The following is a 22,162-nucleotide window of genomic DNA, read 5'->3' as shown; positions in this document are numbered from 1 at the left end:
CCGTCCGCGGGGGCCGGCCCGCCTGAACCCGCCCACGAGCCGAGGAGTTTGTGGCAGTGTCGAAGAAGCTTTTCGTCGAGATCGTCTCGCCCGAACGTGAGATTTGGGCGGGCGAGGGCGACATGGTCATCGCGAAGACCGTCGATGGTGAGATCGGTGTCCAGCCCGGGCACGTCCCCGTGCTCGCGGTGCTGGCGCACGACGCGGTCGTTCGCGTCCTCGGGGCTCGGGAGACCGGTGAGGTCGTGGCGGCCGCGCACAGCGGGTTCGTCTCCGTCTCCGGTGAGGGTCGGGTCTCGATTCTCGCCGAGACCGCCGAGCTGGCCGAGGACATCGACGTGGACCGTGCGCGTACGGCGCTGACGTCCGCGTCCGAGGGCGGCGACGACATCGCCCTGGGGCGCGCCCGCAGCCGCCTGCGCGCCGCCGGCGAGGAAGTCGCCTGACGAGAGGGACGGCAACGATGGATCGACTGCTGCCTGGCACGACGTGGTTCGACGCCACGCAGTGGGCGTTCCTCGCCCTGCTCCTCGTCCTTCTCGCGGTGGTCCTCGCCGCCTTCGTACGCCGCGCCGTGCTCAAACGGCGCGGCGGTGCGGTGGAGTGTTACCTGCGTGCCCCCGAGGAGAGGGGACGCCGGGGGGCGTGGCGGATCGGCTTCGGCCGGTACGGCACGGAGAACCTCGGCTGGTTCCCCCTCTTCTCGCTCAGACCGCGGCCGACAGCGATGCTGTCGCGCCGCGGTCTCGTCGTTGTGGGGCGCCGTTCCCCCGACGCCGCCGACCTGTCCTACCTGCCGGCCGACGTCACCGTGCTCCAGGTGGGCTGGGCGTCCGTCGGCGACAGCGACCCCGAGGACGTGTCGTTCGAGATCGCGATGAACGACAGCACGCTCACCGGGTTCCTGTCCTGGATGGAGTCGATGCCCCCGGGCACCCGCTGGGAGGCCTAGGGCGTGTGTGGCGGATACCGCCCCAGCGGGTACGCGCCCGGTCCGACTCCCGCACGGGAGCTTGACGGGCCCCTCCGGTGTGAGGAGCATGGGCCCCATGATCGTCGCGTTCTCTGTGTCCCCACTCGGTTCCGGTGAGTCCGTCGCCCCCGCCGTCGCACGCGCGGTGAAGGTCGTGCGGGACAGCGGACTGCCCCACGAGACCACCTCCATGTTCACCAGTGTCGAGGGTGAGTGGGACGAGGTCATGGACGTCGTCAAGCGCGCGGTGGCGGCCGCGGGGGAGGGCTCCTCCCGGGTGTCGCTGACCCTCAAGGCCGACATCCGCGAGGGCGTCACCGACGGCCTGCGGAGCAAGGTCGAGGACCTCGAACGCGAACTGGACGCCCTGGAGTAGCCCTCTCCGGCGCCTACCGCTCCCCGCCGGGCTTCCACAGGACCTCGTCGCCGTCGCCGGCGACGTACCGGCCGAGGATGAAGAGCAGGTCCGACAGCCGGTTGAGGTACTGCGCGGTGAGCGGGTTGACCGTGTCGCCGTGCTCCTCGATCGCCGCCCACACCGCCCGCTCGGCCCGCCGGACCACGATCCGCGCCGTGTGCAGCAGCGCCACGGTGGGGGAGCCCCCGGGCAGCAGGAAGCTGCGCAGGGTCGGCAGGTCGGCGTTGTAGGCGTCGCAGGCCTCCTCCAGGCGTGCGACGTACTCCGGCTCCACCCGCAGCGGCGGGTAGGCCGGGTCGGGCGTGATCGGTGTCGACAGGTCCGCGCCCAGGTCGAAGAGCTCGTTCTGGATGCGGCCGAGCAGCGTCCGGACGTCGTCGGGGACGTCACCGAGAGTCAGCACGAGACCGATGGCCGCGTTGGCCTCCTCCGTGTCGGCGTAGCCCACGAGGCGCGTGTCGTTCTTGCTCGTCCGGCTCATGTCGGCGAGCGCCGTGGTCCCCGCGTCGCCCGTCCGCGTGTAGATCTTCGACAGTACGACCGGCTTGTCCGTGTCCCTTTTGGTCATGGTCCCCACCCTAGGGTTCGGGCGGCGCGGAGTGTCGTACGGGCGCCGCCGGGGGCGTCGGACCGGATCACCGGGAGTGACGGAGAATAACTGTTCAGTCTCAGCAGGTGAAGGTGACGCAGCTCACTGATACATTGGGGCACATGGAAGCTACTCAACGTAGTTTCCGCGGTGCACGCGTTCGCGCTCCCGTGTGGAAGAGGGGGGCCACCCGGGCCGGGTCGCGGAGGGGGGACACCGCTCGGGCGGAAGGCGTGGAACCGGGGGGTTCACGCCTTCCGCCCATGTGTGCCTTCCGGCGTCCTCGGCGGCGAAGGAGCCTCGCCGCCGAGGGACGACCTAGCGGACCAGTTCGTCGCCGACCCGGTCGAAGGAGACCATCGGGCTCGACAGAGGTGCCACGCCGTTCACCGGCAGGGTGTTGTCCGCGAAGAACTCCACACCGTGGGCGCCGGCCGCGGACAGCTCGTCGAGCGCGTCCGTGTTGACCTTGTCCAGCGTGTCCTCGGCCGTGTGGTAGTACGGGTCGAACTGCTCACCGGCCGTGCCGCCGTACCACTCGACCTGCGCCTCGGTCTTGGTGCCGTCGGCGCCGCTGAACAGGCCGCCGGCCGGGATCCCGGCGAGCATGAACGGCCGGTAGTCGCTGCGGCCGCTCAGCACGCCCGGCTCGCTGACCTGCCCCTGCTCCTCGAAGTACTCCTCGAAGACCTGGGCGATGGCGCCCGAGCCCGAGGGCGCCGCGCTGGAGTCGGGCAGCTCACCGCGGCCGTCCAGAACGAAGCGCGCGTAGTTGTGCGAGCCGACCATGTCGAAGTTCAGGTACAGCGCGATGTCGTCGACCTGCTGCTCGGTGAGGCTCTCGACGTAGCGGGTCGAGCCCACCAGGCCGCTCTCCTCGGTGCCCCAGAAGGCGAACCGCACCTTGTTGTTCGGGTCCGCCTGCTCGGCCAGCTGGATCGCGGTCTCCAGCACGAACGCGGTCCCGCTGCCGTTGTCGTTGATCCCCGGGCCGTCCTCGACACTGTCGAGGTGGCCGCCGACGACCACGACGTTGTCGTCCCGTCCGCCCGGCGTCTCGGCCAGCACGCTGTAGGAGGTGCTGGTCTCGGCGGTGGAGTCGACCGCGACCCGCAGCTCCAGGCCCTCGCCCGCCTCCAGCAGACGGTTGCCCGCCTGCTGCGACATGCCCACGACGGGGATGTCCGAGGGCTCGGAGACCGTGCCCTGCAGGAGCCCCTCCACGTTGTTGATCACCACGGCGGCGGCGGCACCCGCGTCGGCCGCGTTCTGGGTCTTCTGGGCGAACGAGCAGGAGCCGCGCATGGTGACCGCGATCGCGCCCTCGGGGAAGCCCTCGAAGTGCTCGGGGGAGCACCCGCTGTCCGCGGCCTCGGTCCGCACCAGCACGCCCGCGGCGCTCACGTCGCCCGCCGCCGAGTAGCTCATGGTGGCGAAGTCGACGCCGGGCTCGAAGTCGTGGCCACGCGGAGCCGTCATGGCCAGGACGGCGTCGGAGTGCTCCCGCCAGTCGAGGTACTCGTACTCGTGGCGGTAGGGCTCGTATCCGGCCCGTTCGAGCTGGTCCTCGACGTACTGGGCGGCCACGTCGTACCCCGGGGTGGCCGAGGCGCGGTTGCCGCCGTTGTAGCGCGCGATGGTGCTGAGGTTCTCCAGGTGCTCCTCGATCGCCTCGGCGGTCACCAGGTCGGGGAGCGCGTCCTCGTCGCCGCGCGGCGGACCGGCGTGCTCAGGGGCGTTGGAGTGGTCCGGCGGCCCCGCGTGCCCGGGCGGGCCCGGGTCGGCCTGGGCCGGGGACGCGGCGAGCGTCCCGGCGGCGACGATGGCGGCGGCGAGTCCGGCGGTGGCCGCCGTCCCGCGCCGACGGGTGGAGGCGCTCGGTCTGGGAGAAGCTGCACGTCGACTGATGGGGCGCAACGATGTTCCTCCGGTGTATGGGGGTCCACCACTCCGTGGGGGGATGGACACGGTGAGCGAACTACCGGAGCAGCCTTCCACCGCCGGGGGTGCGACGGCAAGGAGGGGTGGGGGAGATTGCCACAATCAGCCACGGCACTGACCGGTTCCATACGAACTGTGGCCGCTGGGAGCGGCGAATCACACCAATCGTCTTGAATGTGAGGATTCGTGGCCCCGGCTCAGTCGTCGATCTCCTTCTGGTGCTTGCGTCGGCGGTACTTCACCTCGACTCCGCCCATGACGGCCAGTCCGCGCACGTGCACGATCGGCGCCTGGGGGTCCATGACGCTGGGCGGCGCGCCCGAGGCCCCGAACCCGCCCATCACGGGCAGGCCGTGCACCCGGACCTGGACGTCGTCGGGCACGGTGATGTCGATCCCGCCCATGACCGTGCACGCCCAGATGGTGGACTCGCGCTGGGTGAAGCGCGCCTCGCGCAGGTCCAGCTCGACCCCGCCCATGACCGCGCCGGCGAAGAAGTTCGCCGGGACCACCCAGCCGCCCGAACGGTCGGCGCCGCCCATCACGGCCACCGCCACGGTGCTCGTGGGCTCGGCGGCGACCACCCGGCCGCCCCCGTAGACCGGGCGGGGCGAGTGGAAGTCGCCGGGCAGCCGGGCCGGCGACTGTTCGGAGTCGGGCGCGGGCAGGTCCTCGGTGAGCGGGACGAGTTCGCCGAGCGTCTTGGCACTGTACACCGCGTCCAGGCGTTCACTGTGCTCGTCCGGCGTCAGGCGGCCCTCCGCCAGCGCCTCGCGCAGGCGGTGCGCGACGGAGTCGCGGTCGGCGTCGGAGGCGCGCATCCGTCCGGGTTCTGGGAGATTGGGTTCACTCATGGGGTCCACCATGGTTCGATTATCCGCCCTCGCACGGGCGGGGAGTATAGGGAACGACCCTGAGACGGCCCTGAGAGGCGTCCGGATCACTCGTCCGGAAGCAGTCCGCGCCGGATGGCCTGGGTGACCGCGGCCGTGCGGTCGCTCACCCCCAGTTTCTCGTAGGCGCGCGCCAGGTGCGTCTTGACGGTGGTGGGGCTGATGTGCAGCGCGCTCGCGATGGCGGCGTTGGTCCGCCCGTCCGCGGCCAGGCGCAGGACCTGCGCCTCGCGGGAGGAGAGGGCGGCGGACTCCGGTGCCGAACGCCGCCGCATCCCGGTCAGCAGCGCGCCCGCGACCCCGCCGCTGAGCACGGTCTCACCGCGCGCCGCGGCACGCACCGCCTCGGCCAGCTCCGCGCGCGGGGTGTCCTTGAGCAGGTAGCCGGTGGCCCCCGCCTCGACCGCGCGCAGGATGTCGGCGTCGGTGTCGTAGGTGGTGAGCACCAGCACGTGCGAGTCGGGGAACTCGGCGCTGATGCGCTCGGTGGCCTCGACGCCGTCGCCGCCGGGCATGCGCAGGTCCATCAGCACGACGTCGGGGCGCAGCGCCGCGGTCCGCGCCACGGCCTCGGGGCCGGAGGCGGCGTCGCCCACCACGGCCAGGTCGGCCTCGGCGCCGAGCATGCCGCGCATGCCCTCGCGCACCACGGGGTGGTCGTCGACCAACAGGACACGGATCACCGGGCGGTCTCCTCCGGGGTCGGGTGCGTGGATTCGGCGTGGGGGATGGACGCGCGCACCGTCGTCCCTGCGCCGGGCGCGCTGTCCACGGTGAGGGCGCCGCCCGCGCTCCGCGCGCGGTGGCGCATGTTCCGCAGGCCGTGGCCGGGGCCTGCCGCGGGTGTGAAGCCGCGGCCGTCGTCGGACACGGTCAGCGTGACGCCCGCCGGAGCGTACTCCAGGAGGACGTCGGCGCGCCCGGCGCCTGCGTGCCTGCGGATGTTGGCCAGCGCCTCCTGTGCGGTGCGCAGGAGGCAGACCTGGACGTCGCCCGGCAACGGGGCGGGGGTGCCGCGCACGGTCAGGTCGACGCCGATGCCGAGCTCCGCGGCCAGCCGTTCCGTGACGCGGGCGAGCGCGGCGTCGAGGGATCCGCCGCCCTCGGGCCGGACCGCCTGGCGCGCGGCCACCATGGCACGGGCGTCGGCGAGGTTGTCCGCGGCGGTCTCGCGCATGAGCGCCAGGTGGCGGCGGGCCAGGGCGGGGTCGGTGGACATCTCCGACTCCACCGCCTGGGTCAGGGCGATGACGCTGGTGAGCCCCTGGGCCAGGGTGTCGTGGAGCTCGCGGCCCAGATGTTCGCGTTCGGCCATCGCCCCGGCCTGCTCCGAGAGCCGGACCGCCTCCTCCCTGCTCTCGCGCAGCTGCCGGATGAGTTCGGCGCGCTCGTAGCTCTGCACGACGACGCGCTCGATCCAGCGGCCGAACCAGGCCGCGAACGCGATGATCACCGCGTCGATCGCCAGGGTGACCGCGGTGGTGTCCCAGCCCTGCTGCCCCGTCACCGCCCGGTACAGGACCGGAACGACCAGGACCAGCCCCACCGTGGGCACGGCCTGCGCGGTTCCCGTGGCCATGAAGCACAGCGGGGAGACCGCCACGAGCATGAACGTCAGCGCGGGATTGAGCGTCACGGCGGGCAGGACGACGGCCAGCAACAGCGCCGGCAGGACCACGGAGCGCAGGTTCGACCCGTGGTTCGGCGACCGCAGGAGCACCCGGCCGTAGCCGTAATACACGACCACGACCGCGCAGACCAGGGCGACCGCGGTCCACCGCCACTGGGGGGCGGTGGTGAGCGCGGCCAACACCGCCATGCCCGCCATGATCGCGGTGAAGTAGACGTCCCACCACACACCCGTGTTCCACGCGTGGCGTTCCTCCACGCCGATCACCCGTCCTTCCGTGTCTTCCACCGGAACGTGGTGAGCGTCAGCAGCAGTCCCACCACACACCAGGTTCCCAGGGCCAGGGCCACGAGGTGAAGGTCCCAGGCCCCCGAGGGCTCGATGGCGCTGAACCCGTCCGGGTAGAACGCGGCGCGCATGCCCTGGGCCATCCACTTGAGCGGGAACAGGGAGGCGGCAGCGAGCACCCAGTCGGGCAGCAGGGACACCGGGACGAAGATCCCGGAGATGAACTGCAGCACCAGGAACGGGACCACGACGATCCCGGACGCGGTCCGCGCGCTGCGGGCCAGCGAGCTCACCGCCGTGCCGAGCAGGGCGCTCGCGACCGTGCCGAGGAGGAACACCCACGCCAGGGTGGCCCAGGCGGCGGCGTCCCGGGGCATGGCGGCGCCGTGCACGAGGACGGCGACCCCCAGCAGCAGGACCAGCTGGGCCAGGGCGAGGACCAGGACGAGGACGGTCTTGCCGACGAAGTAGGCGGTCGGCGGCATGGGGGTCCCGCGCAGGCGGCGCAGACCGCCCCGGTCGCGTTCGACGGCGATGCCCGTGCCCAGGGTCTGGAAGCTGACCGACATCAGGCCCATGGCGATCAGGCCGGGCAGGTAGAAGTCCACGGCGGGCATGCCGGCGTCGAAGGCCCCTTCGAAGATCACGCCGAACAGCAGCAGGACGAGCGAGGGGAGGGCGAAGGTGAAGACCACGCTCTCCCACTCGCGGACGAACTCGCGCACCTCCAGCAGGCCGCGCGAGAGCCCGACGCGGATCGGGCCGGGCAGGCGGGTCTCCGGGGCGGTCACGCGCTCGCCTCCGCGCGCTCGTCGCGCACCAGGTCCAGGTAGACGTCCTCCAGGGTCGGCCGGTGCACGGTCAGCTCGGGCACCTCGCCGTCGTGGGCGCCCGCGAGCGCGCCGATCACGCGGGTGGGCTCGGCGGTCCGCACCGAGCGCCGGCGCCGGCCGTCCGCCCAGCCCACCGTGGCCCGGGCGGTCGCCCGGCCGCCGAGGGCCGCGGGGGAGTCCACGGCCCGGATCCGGCCGCCGGCCAGGACGCACACCCGGTCGGCGAGCGCCTCGGCCTCCTCCAGGTAGTGCGTGGTCAGCACGATCGTGGTGCCGCCGTGGGCGAGCCCGCGCAGCAGGTCCCAGAAGTCGCGGCGGGCGCGGGGGTCGAACCCGGTGGTCGGCTCGTCCAGGAAGAGCAGTTCCGGTCGGCCGACGATGCCCAGGGCCACGTCGAGCCGCCGCTGTTGGCCGCCGGAGAGCGAGTTCACGTGCGCCGCGGCCTTATCCGCCAGGCCCACCCGCTCGATGACCCCGTCGGGGTCCTCCGGGGCGGGGTAGTAGCCCGCGAAGTGGCGGACGACGGCGCGCACGGACAGCTGGGGGACGAGGGTCTCCCGCTGCCAGACGATGCCGATGCGGGAGCGCCAGTGCCGCCCGGCCCTACCCGGGTCCTCGCCCAGGACCCGGACGGTCCCGCCGTCGCGGCGGCGGAATCCCTCCAGGATCTCCACGGCCGTGCTCTTGCCCGCGCCGTTGGGCCCCAGGAGGGCGAACACCTCGCCGCGCGGCACGCTGAGGTCGATGCCCGCGACGGCCTCGGTGCCGCCGTAGGACTTGCGGAGGCCGACGGCCTCGATCGCTGTGTCGCTCATGTTCCGAGCGTCCCGCGGCGGCGTCCGCCGGGGTATCGGTCACCGGGGCGCGTCCGTGTCCTCCGTTCGGAGGACACCGGCACGGGGTCCGAACCCGGAGTCAGAACAGGCGCAGTGTGTCCGGCTCGATGCCGCGCAGCTCGTCGTAGTCCAGCACCACGCACGCGATCCCGCGGTCCTCGGCGAGCACGCGCGCCTGCGGCTTGATCTCCTGGGCGGCGAAGACCCCGCGCACGGGGGCCAGCTGCGGGTCGCGGTTGAGCAGCTCCAGGTAGCGCGTGAGCTGCTCGACGCCGTCGATGTCGCCGCGCCGCTTGAGCTCGACCGCCACCGTGGCGTTGGCGGCGTCACGGCACAGGATGTCGACCGGGCCGATCGCGGTGGGGAACTCCCGGCGGATGAGCGTGTAGCCGTCGCCGAGCGTGGTGATGTGCTCGGCGAGCAGCTCCTGCAGGTGCGACTCCACACCGTCCTTCTGCAGGCCGGGGTCCTTGCCGAGCTCGTGCGAGGAGTCGTGCACGACCTCCTCCACGGTCAGCACCAGCTTCTCGCCGGACTTGGTGTGCGTGACCGTCCACACGTCGGGGCCGTCCGCCACGACCTCCTCACGGAGCTTGCACGGCGGGTTCATCCAGTTCAACGGCTTGAACGCCCGGTCGTCGGCATGGATGGAGACGCTCCCGTCGGCCTTGATGAGGATGAGACGGGGAGCCATGGGCAGGTGGGCGGTGAGCCGGCCGACGTAGTCGACACTGCACCGCGCGATGACGAGACGCACGGCGTCACGTTACCGCCTCCCGGGGCCGCCCGGGTCCGGACCGGGGACAGGAGCGGGGCCGCCCGGGGCCGCCCCGGAGCCGGACCATGGCCGCACCGTGGTGGCCACGTACGGGGCGGAGAGGACGGCCGTCTAAGGTGGGGCACATGGTGCAGGAATTTGACAAGGTCGGAGTCGTCGGACTCGGCACGATGGGCGCGGGTATCGCCGAGGTGTTCGCCCGCGCGGGATTCAACGTCATCGGCGTCGAGATCGACCAGGCCGCCCTCGACCGCGGTCGCGGTCACGTGGACAAGTCCCTCTCCCGTGCGGTCAGCCGGGGCAAACTCACCGAGGAGGAACGCGCCGGGATCGACGCCCGGCTCAGCTTCACCACCTCTCGCGAGGACCTCGCGGACGCGGACTTCGTCGTCGAGGCCGTGCCCGAGCGCATGGACATCAAGCGGGACGTCTTCGGGGACCTCGACCGGATCTGCCCGCCCGGCACGATCCTCGCCACGAACACCTCCTCGCTCTCGGTCACCGAGATCGCCGCGCTCACCGGACGCCCGGACAAGGTCGTCGGTCTGCACTTCTTCAACCCGGCGCCGGTCATGAAGCTGGCCGAGGTCATCACCACGGTCTCCACCAGCTCCGACACGGTCGACGTCGTCACCGAGGTCGCCAAGCGCATCGGCAAGACCCCGATCGCGGTGGGCGACCGGGCCGGATTCGTGGCCAACGCCCTGCTCGTGCCCTACATCAACGACGCCGTCCGGCTCTACGAGCGCAAGGTGGCCAGCCGCGAGGACATCGACGCCGCCGTGCAGAAGGCGGCCGGGCTGCCCATGGGGCCGCTCACCCTCGCCGACCTGGTCGGCCTGGACGTGTGCCTGGCCGTCATGGACGTGCTGTGGGAGGAGTACCGGGACCCGCGCTACGTCGCCGCGCCCCTGCTGCGCCGCATGGTCGCGGCCGGACGCCTGGGCCGCAAGAGCGGCCAGGGCTTCTACGCCGGCACGGAGGACCAGGCCGAGCCCCGCCCCACGGGGCGCTTCGCGGAGATGATCCGCGAGGAGGAGACCCTGGACCTGGGCGAGATCCTCATCGCCCCGCAGATCGACGACGCGATGCGCATGATCGGCGACGGCTACGCCTCCGCCCGGGACGTCGACACCGCCATGCGGTTCGGGTGCGGGTACCCCGAGGGACCCACCGAACTCCTGGAGAAGCGCGGCGCCGAGTCCGTGGTCACCACTCTGGTGGCGATGGGCGAGTACGGCCTGACCAGCGTCGCCGTCCCCGCGCCGCTGCTGATGGACCAGCTGCCCGACACCGAGGAGGGCTCGGGCCAGGGTGGCGGCTGCGCCTGCCACGGCTGAGGATCCCGAGTGGCGGTGGCCGCGGCCCGCGTGCGTGGCGGCGGCCACTGCCGATTCTCTCCTACCCTGGACGGCGTGAGCCCGCGTCGAAACTCCTCCCGCCGCCAGTCCTCCCGGAGCCGCGGACCGTCCAACGGTCCCCCTGACGAGGACGCCCTGATGCTGCGCATCACCGGCGGCCAGCGCCGCGAGACCGGCCCCGACGGCGAGTGGGTGACGCGGCGCATCCCCGGCGCCTCCGCCACCAAGGTCTACCGGTGCCCGGGCTGTGCGCAGGAGATCCCCACGGGGATGCCGCACGTCGTGGCCTGGCGCCCCTACGGTGACGGCGGAGACCGCCGCCACTGGCACTCCTCCTGCTGGGACCGGCGCGCACACCGCGCCCCGCGCTACTGACATCCGCCCGAGGACCATCCCTGAGGAGCCATGGAGATTCGAGCCACCACGGTGCTGCCCGCCGTGCGACGTCCCATCACCCTGCACACAGCCGACGGCCTGGAGCTGGTCGGTGAGCTCGCGCTGCCCGAGGGCGGCGCCCCGGTCGCCACCCTGGTGTGCCTGCACCCCCTGCCCACGGCCGAGGGCATGATGGACAGCCACGTCCTGCGCAAGGCGTCCTTCCGGCTGCCGGCGCTGGCGAACATCGCGGTCCTGCGCTTCAACACGCGCGGCACCACCTCGCGGCACGGCACCAGCCAGGGCGAGTTCGGCGAGGGCGAGACCGAGCAGCACGACGTGCTCGCGGCGATCGAATTCACCGAGTTCGAGGGCCTGCCCGAACCGTGGCTGCTCGGCTGGTCCTTCGGCACCGAACTGGCGCTCAAGTGGGGCTGCGACCCGCAGATCAGGGGCGCGCTGCTGTTGTCGCCCCCGCTGCACCGCGCCGACGAGGCGGACATGCGCGTGTGGGCGGAGTCCGGCAAGCCGGTCGTGGCCCTGGTCCCCGAACACGACGACTACCTGCGCCCCGACGAGGCCGCCGAGCGCTTCGAGCCGCTCACGCAGGCCGAGGTGATCGGCGTCGACGGCGCCAAGCACCTGTGGGTGGGCGAGCCCTACGTGCGGCGTGTGCTCGACGAGATCGTCCAGCGCGTCAACCCCGCCGCCCACCCCCTGCCGACCGAGTGGGACGGCCCCTACGAGAAGGACGTCCAGCCGCTGCGCTGACGACGGGGCGGGCGGGGAGCGCCGACCGCACGCGCGGCGTACACGACGCGCCGAGCGGAGGACGCGCCGCGCACGCGACGTGAGGCGCACCCGACGCCCGCGCACACGAAACGAGGGGCCCGTTCCAGGAACGGGCCCCTCGTCGTGGACGCGGAGCGCTCAGCCGTCAGGCCGGGACGCTACTCCTGCCACCAGTCCTCGTCGTCGCTGCCCTTGCCGGTGTGCGCGGGCTGCTTGGGCTCCTCCGCGGCGGGCTTGGCGGCCGGCTCCGGCTGGGAGATGGCCGCGGGGGCGGGCGCCGGCGGAGCGGCCGGGGCGGGGGCACCGCCGCCGCCGAGCAGCTGGCGCAGCTGCTGGAGGTGCGACTGGATGCTGTCCCGCTGCGCGTTGAGCTCCTCGACCTCCTTCTTGGCGGCCGTCATGATCCGGTTGGCCTCGGACTTGGCGTCGCTGAGCTGGTGCTCGGCCTTCGACTTGGCCTCGGCCTCGATCTGGTTGGCGTTCTTCTTGGCGTTGTTGACCAGCTGCTTGGCGTGGTTCTCGGCGTCGCGGCGGGTCTGCTCGGCCTGCTGGCTGGCCTTGGTGGCCCGCTGCTCGGCGCTGGAGGCGCGCTCCTCGGCCTCGTTGACCATCTTCTGGGTGGCGGCCTGCGCGGCGGCCAGGCGCTCGGCGTCCTGGCGCTCGGCCTCGGCACGGCGGTCGGCGAGCTGGAGCTCGAACTGGTCCTCGGCCTCGGTGCGGCGGGCCTCGGACTCGGCGTAGGCGCGCTCGGCGTTCTTGCGCAGCTCCTCGGCCTGGCTCTTGGCGGCCTGGATGGTCTCGTCGCGCTCGCGCTTGGCGGCGGCGCGCGCCTGGGCGCACTCGCGCTCGGTGGTGGTGCGGAGCTTGGCGATCTCGCCCTCGAAGGTCGCCCGCTTCTCCGCGATCTCGTGGTCGACGGCCGAGCGCTTCTTCTGGACCTCGCGCTCGGTGGTGGAGGTCAGCTCGTCGGCCTCGCGGCGCGCCGTGGTGGAGATCTCCTCCGCCTCGGACTCGGCGGCCTGGCGCTGCTCGTCGGCCTCGCGCTGGGCGAGCGTGCGGACCTCGGTGGCCTCGGACTCGGCGGCGGCGCGCATCTCCGCGGCCTCGATCTTGGCGGCCGACTTGATGTCGTTGGCGTCGATCTGCGCGCTCTGGACGAGCTCGTTGGCCTGCTCCTCGGCGAGGCGCAGCAGCTCCTCGATCCGTGAGCCCAGACCCGCGTAGGAGGGGCGCTCACGCTCCTGGAGCTGGCGGTTCTTCGCCTGGAGCTCGGACTTGAACTTCTCGACCTGCTTGCTGGACTGCTTGGCCTCGTTGCGCAGACCCTCCAGGTAGTCCAGCACCTGGGTGCGGTCAAAGCCACGCAGCACCACGTCGAATTCTGGCGGGGTGTTGTCCTCGTCGAAGATGTTGTTGAGCTGGGTGTCAATGTTGTTTGACGACATGTGGCGGAATCCTGAACGGGTGCGAGACGGCTACTTGCATTCGGCCGAGGGCGGCGGGAGGGCGGCTGCTTCCACCCCCGTGGACGGTGCGGTGTCCGGTGGTGTGCGGACCTGGCGGTGGGCCGGGACGACGGGACCGGTCACTCCCCGACCTCCTCCGTCCGCCGTGGGCGGGCACCGGTCGATTTCACGACGCGGTAGTACGGCGGCATATTGACCCAGGCTCGACCACCGGGCGGCAAGACATGGACCAACGCCGGAAATCGGATCCGGCAGCTAGCCGACTTTATCAAGCGCCGCACCCCTGGGAAGAGGGTTTCGGGTAACTTCCGGTGGGCGGGAAGGTCAAGGGTTCTCTGGGCGCCCAAGATGTGATGTGTCCGGAACGTCCCCGTGACTTTGTGTGCTCGGGCGTGTCCTGCAGGATGACACCGCGTGCGTGTTCCGGCGGGTGCGCCTACGGGTGCTCCGCCGCCTGGACGAGTTCGGTGAGGACACCGCCGCAGTCCTTCGGGTGCAGGAAGACGATGCTGGACCCCAGCGTGCCGTGCCGCGGCTCCTTGTCGAGCACGCGCACGCCCCGCTCGCCGACGCCCGCGGCGCTGGCCGCGACGTCACCCGTGCCGAAGGCGATGTGGTGGACGCCCTCACCGTTGCGGTCGAGGAACTTGGCCACGGGGGAGTCGGGCCGGGTCGGTTCGAGGAGTTGCAGATAGGTGGCGCCACCATCGTCGGTGCCGTTGATTCGGAGCATCGCCTCGCGCACGCCCTGCTCCTCGTTCACCTCCTCGTGCTCCACCTCGAAGCCGTACGTGGTGCGGTAGAACGCGATCGAGGCGTCGAGGTCGCGGCAGGCGATTCCGACGTGGTCGAGACGGGTCAGGCCGGAGAACGGGCCGCTGGGGTCGGGTGCGGAGCTCATGGATGAACCTCCCGGAGATGGACGAGGGCCGTGTGGGTATCGTGGCAGACCAGGTGCGTCACCGATCACATGGAGGCCAGTTACGATGCCCGGTTCCGTCATCGTCGGTGGGGCTCGGACCCCGACCGGCCGACTCCTCGGCTCCCTCGCCGGGTTCTCCGCCGCAGATCTCGGCGGCTTCGCGATCAAGGCCGCGCTGGAGCGGGCCGGCATCAGCGGCGAACAGGTCGGATACGTGGTCATGGGACAGGTGCTGCAGGCCGGCGCCGGTCAGATCCCCTCCCGCCAGGCCGCCGTCAAGGCGGGCATTCCCATGAGCGTGCCCTCCGTGACCATCAACAAGGTGTGCCTGTCGGGCCTGGACGCGATCGCCCTCGCCGACCAGCTCATCGCCGCCGGCGAGTTCGACATCGTCGTCGCGGGCGGCATGGAGTCCATGACCAACGCCCCGCACCTGCTGCCGAAGTCGCGCAAGGGCTTCAAGTACGGGTCCGTGGAGGTCCTGGACGCCACCGCGCACGACGGCCTGACCGACCCCTTCGAGGGCGACTCCATGGGCGCGAGCACCGAGCGGCACAACGCCAAGCTCGGCATCGGCCGCGCCGAGCAGGACGCCTTCGCCGCCCGCTCCCACCAGCGCGCCGCCGCCGCGGCGGCCGAGGGTCGCTTCGCCGAGGAGATCGTCCCGGTGGAGATCCCCCAGCGCAAGGGCGACCCGGTCGTCTTCGACTCCGACGAGGGCATCCGCCCCGACACCACCGCGGAGAGCCTGGCCAAGCTGCGTCCGGCCTTCGACCGGGACGGCACCATCACCGCCGGCTCCTCCTCGCAGATCTCCGACGGTGCCGCCGCCGTGGTCGTGATGAGCCGTGCCAAGGCGGAGGAGCTCGGCGCCCCCGTCCTGGCCGAGATCGGCGCGCACGGCAACGTCGCCGGGCCCGACAACTCGCTGCACTCCCAGCCCTCCAACGCCATCCAGCACGCGCTGGCCAAGGCGGGCCGGTCCGTCGGCGACCTCGACCTGATCGAGATCAACGAGGCCTTCGCGGCCGTGGGCCTGCAGTCCGTGAAGGACCTGGGCGTGGCCGAGGACATCGTCAACGTCGACGGCGGCGCCATCGCCATCGGCCACCCGATCGGCGCCTCCGGCGCCCGCCTGGCCCTGCACCTGGTCACCGAGCTGCGCCGGCGCGGCGGTGGCCTCGGTGCCGCGGCCCTGTGCGGTGGCGGCGGCCAGGGCGACGCCCTGCTGTTCTCCGTCCCCGCCGAGTAGCAGGCGAGGACGCGCGCGCTTTCCGGGGCGGGGGGACACGAACCCTCCGCCCCGTCGCGGGCCCGGGCACACCGGCCCCGACCCGGCGGGCACCGGCAGATCCCGGAACCCGCCGCGAGCACGGAGACGAACAAGGGAGTTCGATGCACACCGCCCAACTGGTCGAACGGGTCCGCGGCGGCGATCGCCGGGCGCTCGCCCGCGCCATCACGCTGGTGGAGAACGGGTCGGCCGAACTGCGCGAGATCATGTCGGGCCTGGCACCCCACACCGGGCGGGCCCGGGTGGTGGGGTTCACCGGATCGCCGGGCGTGGGCAAGTCCACGACCACCAACGCCGTCGTGCGCGCCATCCGTGAGCGGGGGCTGAGCGTGGCGGTCCTGGCCATCGACCCGTCCTCGCCCTTCACCGGCGGCGCCCTGCTGGGCGACCGCGTGCGCATGCAGGAGCACGCCACCGACCCGGGCGTCTACATCCGCTCGATGGCCAACCGGGGCCACCTGGGCGGGCTGTCCTGGGCCACCCCGCACGCCCTGCGGGTCCTGGACGCGGCCGGGTTCGACGTGATCCTGGTGGAGACCGTGGGCGTGGGCCAGGCCGAGGTCGAGATCGCCGGCGAGGCCGACACCACAGTGGTGCTGTGCGCCCCGGGCATGGGCGACTCCGTCCAGGCGGCCAAGGCGGGCGTGCTGGAGGTCGCCGACGTGTTCGCGGTGAACAAGGCCGACCGCGACGGAGCCCGGGTGACGCGGCGCGAGCTGCGCCAGATGGTCGCCATGGTCGACCGCGCCGACGAGGAGTGGAAGCCGCCGATCGTCATGACGGTCGCGGCCAAGGACGAGGGCGTCGCGGAGCTGTGGGCGCGGGTGGAGGAGCACTACGCGCACCTGGAGGCCAACGGCGAGCTCGCCGAGCGCCGCAGGGCCCGGGCCCGGGGCGAGATCCAGGCGATCGCCCTGGAGCGGCTGCGCTCGCGTCTGGGCGGTGTGGGCGCCGACGGCGGGATCGAGGTCCTCGCGCGCGACGTGGCGGAGGGCCGCCACGACCCCTACACCGCCGCCGACCTGCTCCTGAAGGAGCTGGGCTCGGGCGCCCAGTAGACGCGCCCTTCGCGGATTCCGGCGCGCTCCCTCGTGCCTCGGGAGCGCGCCTCCAGCCACTCCAGAACGCGTCGGCGCCCTCACCTGTGCCCTTTCTGGGCCTCCGCTCGTGCCTCGCTTTGGCTCGGGCGCCTTGAGGACGGGGCCTTCGGTCCTTCCGGTGTACTCCCTCGTTCCTCGGGAGCGCACCTCCAGGCCCTCCAGGACCCGTCGGCGCCCTCCGCCCTGTGTTTTCTTTGGGCCTCCGCTCGTGCCTCGCTTTGGCCCGGGCGCCCAGTAGACGCGCCCTTCGCGGATTCCGGCGCGCTCCCTCGTGCCTCGGGAGCGCGCCTCCAGCCACTCCAGAACGCGTCGGCGCCCTCACCTGTGCCCTTTCTGGGCCTCCGCTCGTGCCCACGCCGTCGCCCGCCACCACCCTCAACGGACGCCTCCGGCGCAGCCCTACCTGCTTTGGCCCGGGCGCTCTCAGTGCGGGGGTGAAGGCGACACCGGCCTCTCGCACGCGCATGGGGCGGGCCGACACGGAGCGGGGTTCCGTGTCGGCCCTGGCGCCTTGTGCGCGGCGTTCTCCGGTCGCGCGGGCGCGGGGTTCTCCGGTCCCTGGTGGGTCAGTCGGCCAGCGCGCTGTCGATGGCGGTCATCAGGCTGCCGTCGGCGTCGTCACCGTCGACGGACCAGACCATCACGCCGCCGAGGCCGTTGGCCTGCGCCCAGTCGGTCTTCTGGGTCATCGACGTCTCGTCGTCGTAGGTCCAGAACGTGGTGCCGTCGTAGAGCCAGGCCGTCCCGGAGGCGTCGTCCCGGTACAGGTCGAAGCCGCTCAGGTCCTTGATCACCTTCCAGTCGTCGATGCCCTGCTCGTAGGTGCCGCCCGAGGGGCCGGTGCCGGTCTGGAAGAGCCCGTTGCCGTCGGGGCCGGCGGGAACGCCCGTCCAGCCGCGGCTGTAGAACGGCACGCCCAGCAGCATGTCGCCGGGGCTCACCCCGTAGTCGAGGTAGGCCTGGATGGTCGTCTCCGTGGAGTAGACGTCCGGGCCCGGGTCGCCCGGCGTCTCCAGCAGGTTGGACTGGTGGTTGGTGGTGTTCTCCCAACCACCGTGGTAGTCGTACCCCTGCACCGTGATGAAGTCGAAGTTGGGCATGAGCTTGTCCAGCTCGTAGCCGAGGTCGATCTTCTCCGGGTCGGCGGGCATGAACGAGGTCAGCTCGTACTGGCGGCCGGTCTCGGCCTCCAGGGCGTTCATCTGGTCGCGGAACTCCTGCACGAGGGCGGTGAAGTTCTCCCGGTCCTCGGGGCGCACGGTGTTGTGCTCGTGCCCCGCGGAGGCGGGCCACTCCCAGTCGAGGTCGATGCCGTCGAAGACGCCCTCGGCCGCGCCCGGGCCGCCCGCGCCGTCGAAGAGCGGCAGGTTGCCGCGCAGGTACTGGTCGATGCAGGAGGAGACCATCCGCTGGCGCGACTCCGCGGTCAGGGCCGCGTCGGAGAAGTTCTCGGACCAGGTCCACCCGCCCAGGGACAGGTTGACCTTCAGGTCCGGGTACAGCTCCTTGAGTTCGCGCAGCTGGTTGAAGTTGCCGCGCAGGTCCTGGTCCCAGGTGTCACCGACACCGTCCACGCTCTGGTCGGCGGTGAAGGAGCGCCCGTAGTCGGCCCAGGCGTCGCCCTGGCCCAGCTGGTTGGCCATGAAGCACTCGCCGTTGGCGTTGATGTTGCCGAAGGCGTAGTTGATGTGCGTGAGCTTCTCCGCTGTGCCGGAGGACACCAGGTTCTCGACCAGGTAGCCGCGGTCGTAGATGCCCCACTGGGTGAAGTAGGCCACCCGGCGCTCGTCCACCGGGGTGCCGGTGCCCTCCTCGTCGGTGGTGGCGGTGACCGGTCCGCTCTCCGGGCCGCGGTTGTTGGAGGAGTCGTAGGCGCGGACGGTGAAGGTGTACTCGGTCACGGGGTCCAGGCCCGTGACGGTGGCGCTGGTGCCGGTCACCGCGCGCACGACCTCGCCGCCGGAGAGCACCTCGTACCCGGTGACGGCCACGTTGTCGGTGGCCGCGCCCCACTCCAGGGACACCGTGCCGGAGGTGGTGCCCGTGACGGTCGGGTCGCCGGGCGTGCCGGGCGCCTCGGTGTCGGGGGTCCCGGGCTCCCCGGAGCACGAGCCGCCGTTGAGCGAGCAGTCGAGGGGAGCGGTCTCCCCGCCGGAGTGGGTGCCGTTCCAGCCGATGGAGTAGGTGCCGCCGGCGGGCACGCTCGCGCCCCAACTGGGGGTGGAGATCGTGTGGGTGCTGCCGGAAGCGGTGTGGGTGGCGTTCCACAGGCTGGTGATGGTGGCGCCCTCGGGGAGGGTGAGGTCGATGGTCCAGTCGTCGAGCGCGGCGTCGGAGCCGTTGTCGATGGTGAGCTGGCCGCCGTAGCCGCTGTCCCAGCGGCTGGTCTCGACGTAGGTCACGGTGATACCGGTCGTGTCGGCCGCGGCGGGGGAGGCCGCCAGGCCCACGGGGGCGATGAGGACGGCCGCGGCGAGGGCCGCCAGCCGGGTCCTGAGTCGTGCTGCTCTCACGTGGGGGTCTCCTGGTACGTGAGCGGATGCGGGGGACCCCGGGTCGCCAGATACCGGTGGCGTCGGGGGAGGGGTGTGCGTCCGGGAGTGCGGCGGGTGCTCCGTGGCGCGGGACTCCCACGTGGGCACACCCTCGCGGGGCGGGCCGTGGTTGCCCCGGCTCGCTCGGAGCCGGAAGGGATGCGGGGCCTGGTGGTGCTCGGGATCGCCTACGGGGCAGGGGCGGCATCGTTCCTCCGGGAGGGGAGGTCGGGTGTTCCAGGGGGCGTTCCCGGGCGGGTCGGGAGCGGGGGAGGGGCCGGGAGGTGGTCCGGGAGTGTGGGGGTGAGGGGTCGGCGCGGTCCGTCGCACATCGGTCCGCGCCGACCCCGGCGGCGGTGCTCCCCGGATCAGAGCACCGACACCACCCGGTCCGGGATGGCCGGACCGGGGGTCCAGGGGGCCAGGAGGCGCGCGCCGCGTCGCGGGCTGGGAAGGGGATGCCGTCGAGTACGCACGTCGGGTTCTCCTGGGGGTACGGGGGTCGGGAGTGGGCGCGGGCGGGCCTGACGCGGTGCCCGGAGCCTCTGACGTGGGGCTATTAATTTTTAGGAAACTTAACTAATAATTACGGGTCCCGTCAACGCCCTCGCGCGGCTTTTCCGGGCCGCCGTCGGCCGCGGACCGGACCAGTCGAGCTGGCGGGGTAGACCGGTGCTTGACCGACGGGTTGTCCCCTTGTGGCCACGTAGGGTCATTGACTCACGCACGCTTGAGTGCTAGTCCCCGTTGCATGACTAGAGTGACGACGTGGGAAACCCGTTGAATCTTCCGTTCGACCCGATCGAGCGCGCACACGACAACTGGACGCACCGCTGGGGGGCCTCGCCCGCCATGGCGGCCGTCACCTCCGTGATGCGTGCGCAGCAGATCCTGATCGGGGAGCTGGACGGCGCCCTCAAGCCGTTCGGCCTGACCTTCGCCCGCTACGAGGCGCTGGTCCTGCTCACCTTCAGCTCCACCGGCGCGCTGCCGCTGGGCAAGATCGGTGAGCGCCTCATGGTGCATCCGACCAGCGTCACCAACACCATCGACCGGCTGGAGGGGCAGGGCTTCGTGCGCCGCCTCCCCAATCCGAGCGACGGGCGCGGCGTGCTGGCCGAGATCACCGACACCGGTCGCGAGGTCACCGAGCAGGCGACGCAGGCCCTGCTGGGCATGGAGTTCGGTCTGAGCTGCTACTCCGACGACGAGCTCTGGCGCATGCACGAGATGTTCACCAGGCTCAGGGTGGACTTCGGCGACTTCCCCGCGCCCGTCGCGGGGTCCGCCGAACGGCACTGAGGCCCCTCTCCGCTCCGTGTGGCGCCAGGGGATCCTCCTCTGTACATATTTAGTTGGACGTCCTACTATCTGGGGTATGGCGAACACCACGAGCGACCCCTCCAACGGCGGCGGGGCCGACGACATCGAGGCCGGGCGCGAGCGCTGGCAGCGCCGCTACGACGCCGCGCGCAAGCGGGACGCCGACTTCACGTCCCTGTCCGGGCGCCCGCTGGAGCCCGCCTACGGGCCGCGCCCGGGGGCGGAGGTCCCCGGCTTCGAGCGCATCGGCTGGCCGGGCGAGTACCCCTACACACGCGGCCTGTACCCCACGGGCTACCGGGGCCGCGCCTGGACGATCCGGCAGTTCGCCGGCTTCGGCAACGCGCGCCAGACCAACGAGCGCTACAAGATGATCCTCGCCAACGGCGGCGGCGGACTCTCCGTGGCCTTCGACATGCCCACCCTCATGGGCTACGACTCCGACTCGCCGCAGGCCCTGGGCGAGGTCGGGCACTGCGGTGTCGCCATCGACTCCGTCGCCGACATGGACCTGCTCTTCGACGGCATCCCGCTGGGCGAGACCACCACGTCGATGACGATCAGCGGTCCGGCCATCCCGGCGTTCTGCATGTACCTGGTCGCCGCCGAGCGCCAGGGCGTGGACATCGGCACGCTCAACGGCACGCTCCAGACCGACATCTTCAAGGAGTACATCGCCCAGAAGGAGTGGCTGTACCCGCCCGAACCGCACCTGCGGCTCATCGGCGACCTGATGGAGTACTGCGCCGAGCACATCCCGGCGTTCAAGCCGCTGTCGGTCTCCGGCTACCACATCCGCGAGGCGGGGGCCACGGCCGCGCAGGAGCTGGCCTACACCCTGGCCGACGGGTTCGGCTACGTGGAACTGGGGCTCTCGCGCGGGCTGGACGTCGACCGGTTCGCGCCCGGGCTGTCGTTCTTCTTCGACGCCCACATCGACTTCTTCGAGGAGATCGCCAAGTTCCGCGCCGCCCGCCGCATCTGGGCGCGCTGGATCCGCGACACCTACGGGGCCACGAGCGAGAAGGCCCAGTGGCTGCGCTTCCACACGCAGACCGCGGGGGTCTCGCTCACCGCGCAGCAGCCCTACAACAACGTGGTGCGCACGGCCGTGGAGGCGCTCGCCGCCGTGCTCGGCGGGACCAACTCCCTGCACACCAACGCGCTCGACGAGACCCTCGCCCTGCCCACCGAGCAGTCGGCGGAGATCGCGCTGCGCACCCAGCAGGTCCTCATGGAGGAGACCGGCGTCGTCAACGTCGCCGACCCGCTGGGCGGCTCGTGGTACCTCGAAGCGCTCACCGACGAGATCGAGGCGGAGGCGGAGAAGATCTTCGCCCACATCCTCCGGATGGGCGGCGGCCAGGACGCCGAGCACACGATCGGCCCGATGACCTCGGGCATCCTGGCGGGGATCGAGAACGGCTACTTCAGCTCCGAGATCGCCGAGTCGGCCTTCCAGTACCAGCAGGCGCTGGAGAAGGGCGACAAGCGCATCGTCGGCGTCAACTGCCACACCAGCACCGTCTCCGGTGAGCTGGACATCCTCAAGATCAGCCACGAGGTGGAGCACGAGCAGAAGCGCGTGCTCACCGAGCGCCGGCGCGGGCGCGACGGCGCGGCGGTGGACAAGGCCCTGGCCCGGCTCCTGGAGGGCGTACGCGCCGACGACGGGAACCTGATCCCGCTCATCATGGACGCGGCCCGCGCGGAGGCCTCCCTCGGGGAGATCTGCGCCACCATGGGCGAGGAGTTCGGAACCTACACGGAGGACCCGCAGTTCTGAGCCGGCGCGACCCGCCACCCCCGGGTGGCG

The 22,162-nt window shown here is 71.9% G+C and carries 21 protein-coding genes; 10 read left to right on the top strand and 11 right to left on the bottom strand.

The window, feature by feature from the left end; all coding sequences use genetic code 11:
• Nucleotides 1-56: 56 nt before the first annotated feature.
• From HNR10_RS09025 to HNR10_RS09015, 3 genes are all read left to right on the top strand, one after another.
• Complete coding sequence (locus HNR10_RS09025; protein WP_179822371.1) at nucleotides 57-446, top strand: F0F1 ATP synthase subunit epsilon; 390 nt, start codon at nucleotides 57-59, stop codon at nucleotides 444-446.
• Nucleotides 447-463: 17 nt separating this feature from the next.
• Complete coding sequence (locus HNR10_RS09020) at nucleotides 464-952, top strand: DUF2550 domain-containing protein (RefSeq protein WP_179822369.1); 489 nt, start codon at nucleotides 464-466, stop codon at nucleotides 950-952.
• Between the two features lie 97 nt (nucleotides 953-1,049).
• The gene (locus HNR10_RS09015; RefSeq protein WP_179822368.1) at nucleotides 1,050-1,349 is read left to right on the top strand and encodes an MTH1187 family thiamine-binding protein; all 300 of its coding nucleotides are present in this window, start codon (nucleotides 1,050-1,052) and stop codon (nucleotides 1,347-1,349) included.
• Between the two features lie 13 nt (nucleotides 1,350-1,362).
• On the opposite strand, the gene HNR10_RS09010 is transcribed toward HNR10_RS09015, so the two are convergent.
• From HNR10_RS09010 to nucS, 8 genes are all read right to left on the bottom strand, one after another.
• Entirely contained in the window at nucleotides 1,363-1,959 is a 597-nt protein-coding gene (locus HNR10_RS09010) for a cob(I)yrinic acid a,c-diamide adenosyltransferase (protein WP_179822366.1), read from the bottom strand.
• A 339-nt stretch (nucleotides 1,960-2,298) separates the two neighbouring features.
• Entirely contained in the window at nucleotides 2,299-3,897 is a 1,599-nt protein-coding gene (locus tag HNR10_RS09005; RefSeq protein ID WP_218897671.1) for a M20/M25/M40 family metallo-hydrolase, read from the bottom strand.
• Nucleotides 3,898-4,118: 221 nt separating this feature from the next.
• Nucleotides 4,119-4,787 carry a DUF1707 SHOCT-like domain-containing protein gene (locus tag HNR10_RS09000; RefSeq protein WP_179822365.1) on the bottom strand — a complete coding sequence of 223 codons (669 nt, stop codon included), beginning with the start codon at nucleotides 4,785-4,787 and terminating at the stop codon, nucleotides 4,119-4,121.
• 74 nt (nucleotides 4,788-4,861) lie between these two features.
• Entirely contained in the window at nucleotides 4,862-5,497 is a 636-nt protein-coding gene (locus tag HNR10_RS08995) for a response regulator transcription factor (RefSeq protein ID WP_179822363.1), read from the bottom strand.
• Nucleotides 5,494-6,732, bottom strand: coding sequence for a sensor histidine kinase (locus HNR10_RS08990; RefSeq protein WP_312889180.1), 1,239 nt, complete (start codon nucleotides 6,730-6,732; stop codon nucleotides 5,494-5,496). The genes HNR10_RS08995 and HNR10_RS08990 overlap by 4 nt, the downstream gene beginning before the upstream one ends.
• Entirely contained in the window at nucleotides 6,708-7,523 is an 816-nt protein-coding gene (locus tag HNR10_RS08985; protein ID WP_312889179.1) for an ABC transporter permease, read from the bottom strand. The genes HNR10_RS08990 and HNR10_RS08985 overlap by 25 nt, the downstream gene beginning before the upstream one ends.
• Nucleotides 7,520-8,380 carry an ABC transporter ATP-binding protein gene (locus tag HNR10_RS08980; RefSeq protein ID WP_179822361.1) on the bottom strand — a complete coding sequence of 287 codons (861 nt, stop codon included), beginning with the start codon at nucleotides 8,378-8,380 and terminating at the stop codon, nucleotides 7,520-7,522. The genes HNR10_RS08985 and HNR10_RS08980 overlap by 4 nt, the downstream gene beginning before the upstream one ends.
• 100 nt (nucleotides 8,381-8,480) lie before the next feature.
• A complete protein-coding gene (gene nucS, locus HNR10_RS08975) occupies nucleotides 8,481-9,158 on the bottom strand; it encodes an endonuclease NucS (protein WP_179822360.1) in 678 nt (225 codons plus the stop codon).
• Nucleotides 9,159-9,304: 146 nt separating this feature from the next.
• Here nucS and HNR10_RS08970 point away from each other — a divergent pair, with 146 nt between their 5' ends.
• From HNR10_RS08970 to HNR10_RS08960, 3 genes are all read left to right on the top strand, one after another.
• Complete coding sequence (locus tag HNR10_RS08970) at nucleotides 9,305-10,519, top strand: 3-hydroxyacyl-CoA dehydrogenase (RefSeq protein WP_179822357.1); 1,215 nt, start codon at nucleotides 9,305-9,307, stop codon at nucleotides 10,517-10,519.
• A gap of 75 nt (nucleotides 10,520-10,594) precedes the next feature.
• Nucleotides 10,595-10,915: an ATP/GTP-binding protein gene (locus HNR10_RS08965; RefSeq protein WP_179822356.1), complete on the top strand. Its 321-nt coding sequence runs from the start codon at nucleotides 10,595-10,597 to the stop codon at nucleotides 10,913-10,915.
• A 30-nt stretch (nucleotides 10,916-10,945) separates the two neighbouring features.
• On the top strand, nucleotides 10,946-11,686 hold the full coding sequence (locus HNR10_RS08960; RefSeq protein WP_179822354.1) for an alpha/beta hydrolase: 741 nt from the start codon (nucleotides 10,946-10,948) through the stop codon (nucleotides 11,684-11,686).
• Nucleotides 11,687-11,865: 179 nt separating this feature from the next.
• Here HNR10_RS08960 and HNR10_RS08955 read toward each other — a convergent pair whose 3' ends face one another.
• Nucleotides 11,866-13,152: a DivIVA domain-containing protein gene (locus tag HNR10_RS08955; RefSeq protein ID WP_179822353.1), complete on the bottom strand. Its 1,287-nt coding sequence runs from the start codon at nucleotides 13,150-13,152 to the stop codon at nucleotides 11,866-11,868.
• A gap of 457 nt (nucleotides 13,153-13,609) precedes the next feature.
• Nucleotides 13,610-14,074 carry a methylmalonyl-CoA epimerase gene (gene mce / locus HNR10_RS08950; RefSeq protein WP_179822351.1) on the bottom strand — a complete coding sequence of 155 codons (465 nt, stop codon included), beginning with the start codon at nucleotides 14,072-14,074 and terminating at the stop codon, nucleotides 13,610-13,612.
• A gap of 85 nt (nucleotides 14,075-14,159) precedes the next feature.
• Here mce and HNR10_RS08945 point away from each other — a divergent pair, with 85 nt between their 5' ends.
• Nucleotides 14,160-15,347 carry an acetyl-CoA C-acetyltransferase gene (locus HNR10_RS08945; RefSeq protein ID WP_179822348.1) on the top strand — a complete coding sequence of 396 codons (1,188 nt, stop codon included), beginning with the start codon at nucleotides 14,160-14,162 and terminating at the stop codon, nucleotides 15,345-15,347.
• 143 nt (nucleotides 15,348-15,490) lie between these two features.
• Complete coding sequence (gene meaB, locus HNR10_RS08940; protein WP_179822346.1) at nucleotides 15,491-16,447, top strand: methylmalonyl Co-A mutase-associated GTPase MeaB; 957 nt, start codon at nucleotides 15,491-15,493, stop codon at nucleotides 16,445-16,447.
• Nucleotides 16,448-17,055: 608 nt separating this feature from the next.
• Here meaB and HNR10_RS08935 read toward each other — a convergent pair.
• Complete coding sequence (locus HNR10_RS08935; RefSeq protein ID WP_179822344.1) at nucleotides 17,056-19,002, bottom strand: glycosyl hydrolase family 18 protein; 1,947 nt, start codon at nucleotides 19,000-19,002, stop codon at nucleotides 17,056-17,058.
• An 801-nt stretch (nucleotides 19,003-19,803) separates the two neighbouring features.
• On the opposite strand from HNR10_RS08935, the gene HNR10_RS08930 reads away from it, so the two are divergent.
• Together HNR10_RS08930 and HNR10_RS08925 are read left to right on the top strand one after the other, a co-directional pair.
• Complete coding sequence (locus tag HNR10_RS08930; protein ID WP_179829618.1) at nucleotides 19,804-20,325, top strand: MarR family transcriptional regulator; 522 nt, start codon at nucleotides 19,804-19,806, stop codon at nucleotides 20,323-20,325.
• 76 nt (nucleotides 20,326-20,401) lie between these two features.
• Nucleotides 20,402-22,132 carry an acyl-CoA mutase large subunit family protein gene (locus HNR10_RS08925; RefSeq protein WP_179822343.1) on the top strand — a complete coding sequence of 577 codons (1,731 nt, stop codon included), beginning with the start codon at nucleotides 20,402-20,404 and terminating at the stop codon, nucleotides 22,130-22,132.
• The last annotated feature ends 30 nt before the right edge of the window (nucleotides 22,133-22,162 follow it).

The sequence above is a fragment of the Nocardiopsis aegyptia genome, from assembly GCF_013410755.1.
Classification (GTDB): Bacteria; Actinomycetota; Actinomycetes; order Streptosporangiales; family Streptosporangiaceae; genus Nocardiopsis; species Nocardiopsis aegyptia.
Note: the sequence above shows the minus strand (reverse complement) of the source record. Positions and strands in the feature narration are given on the sequence as shown.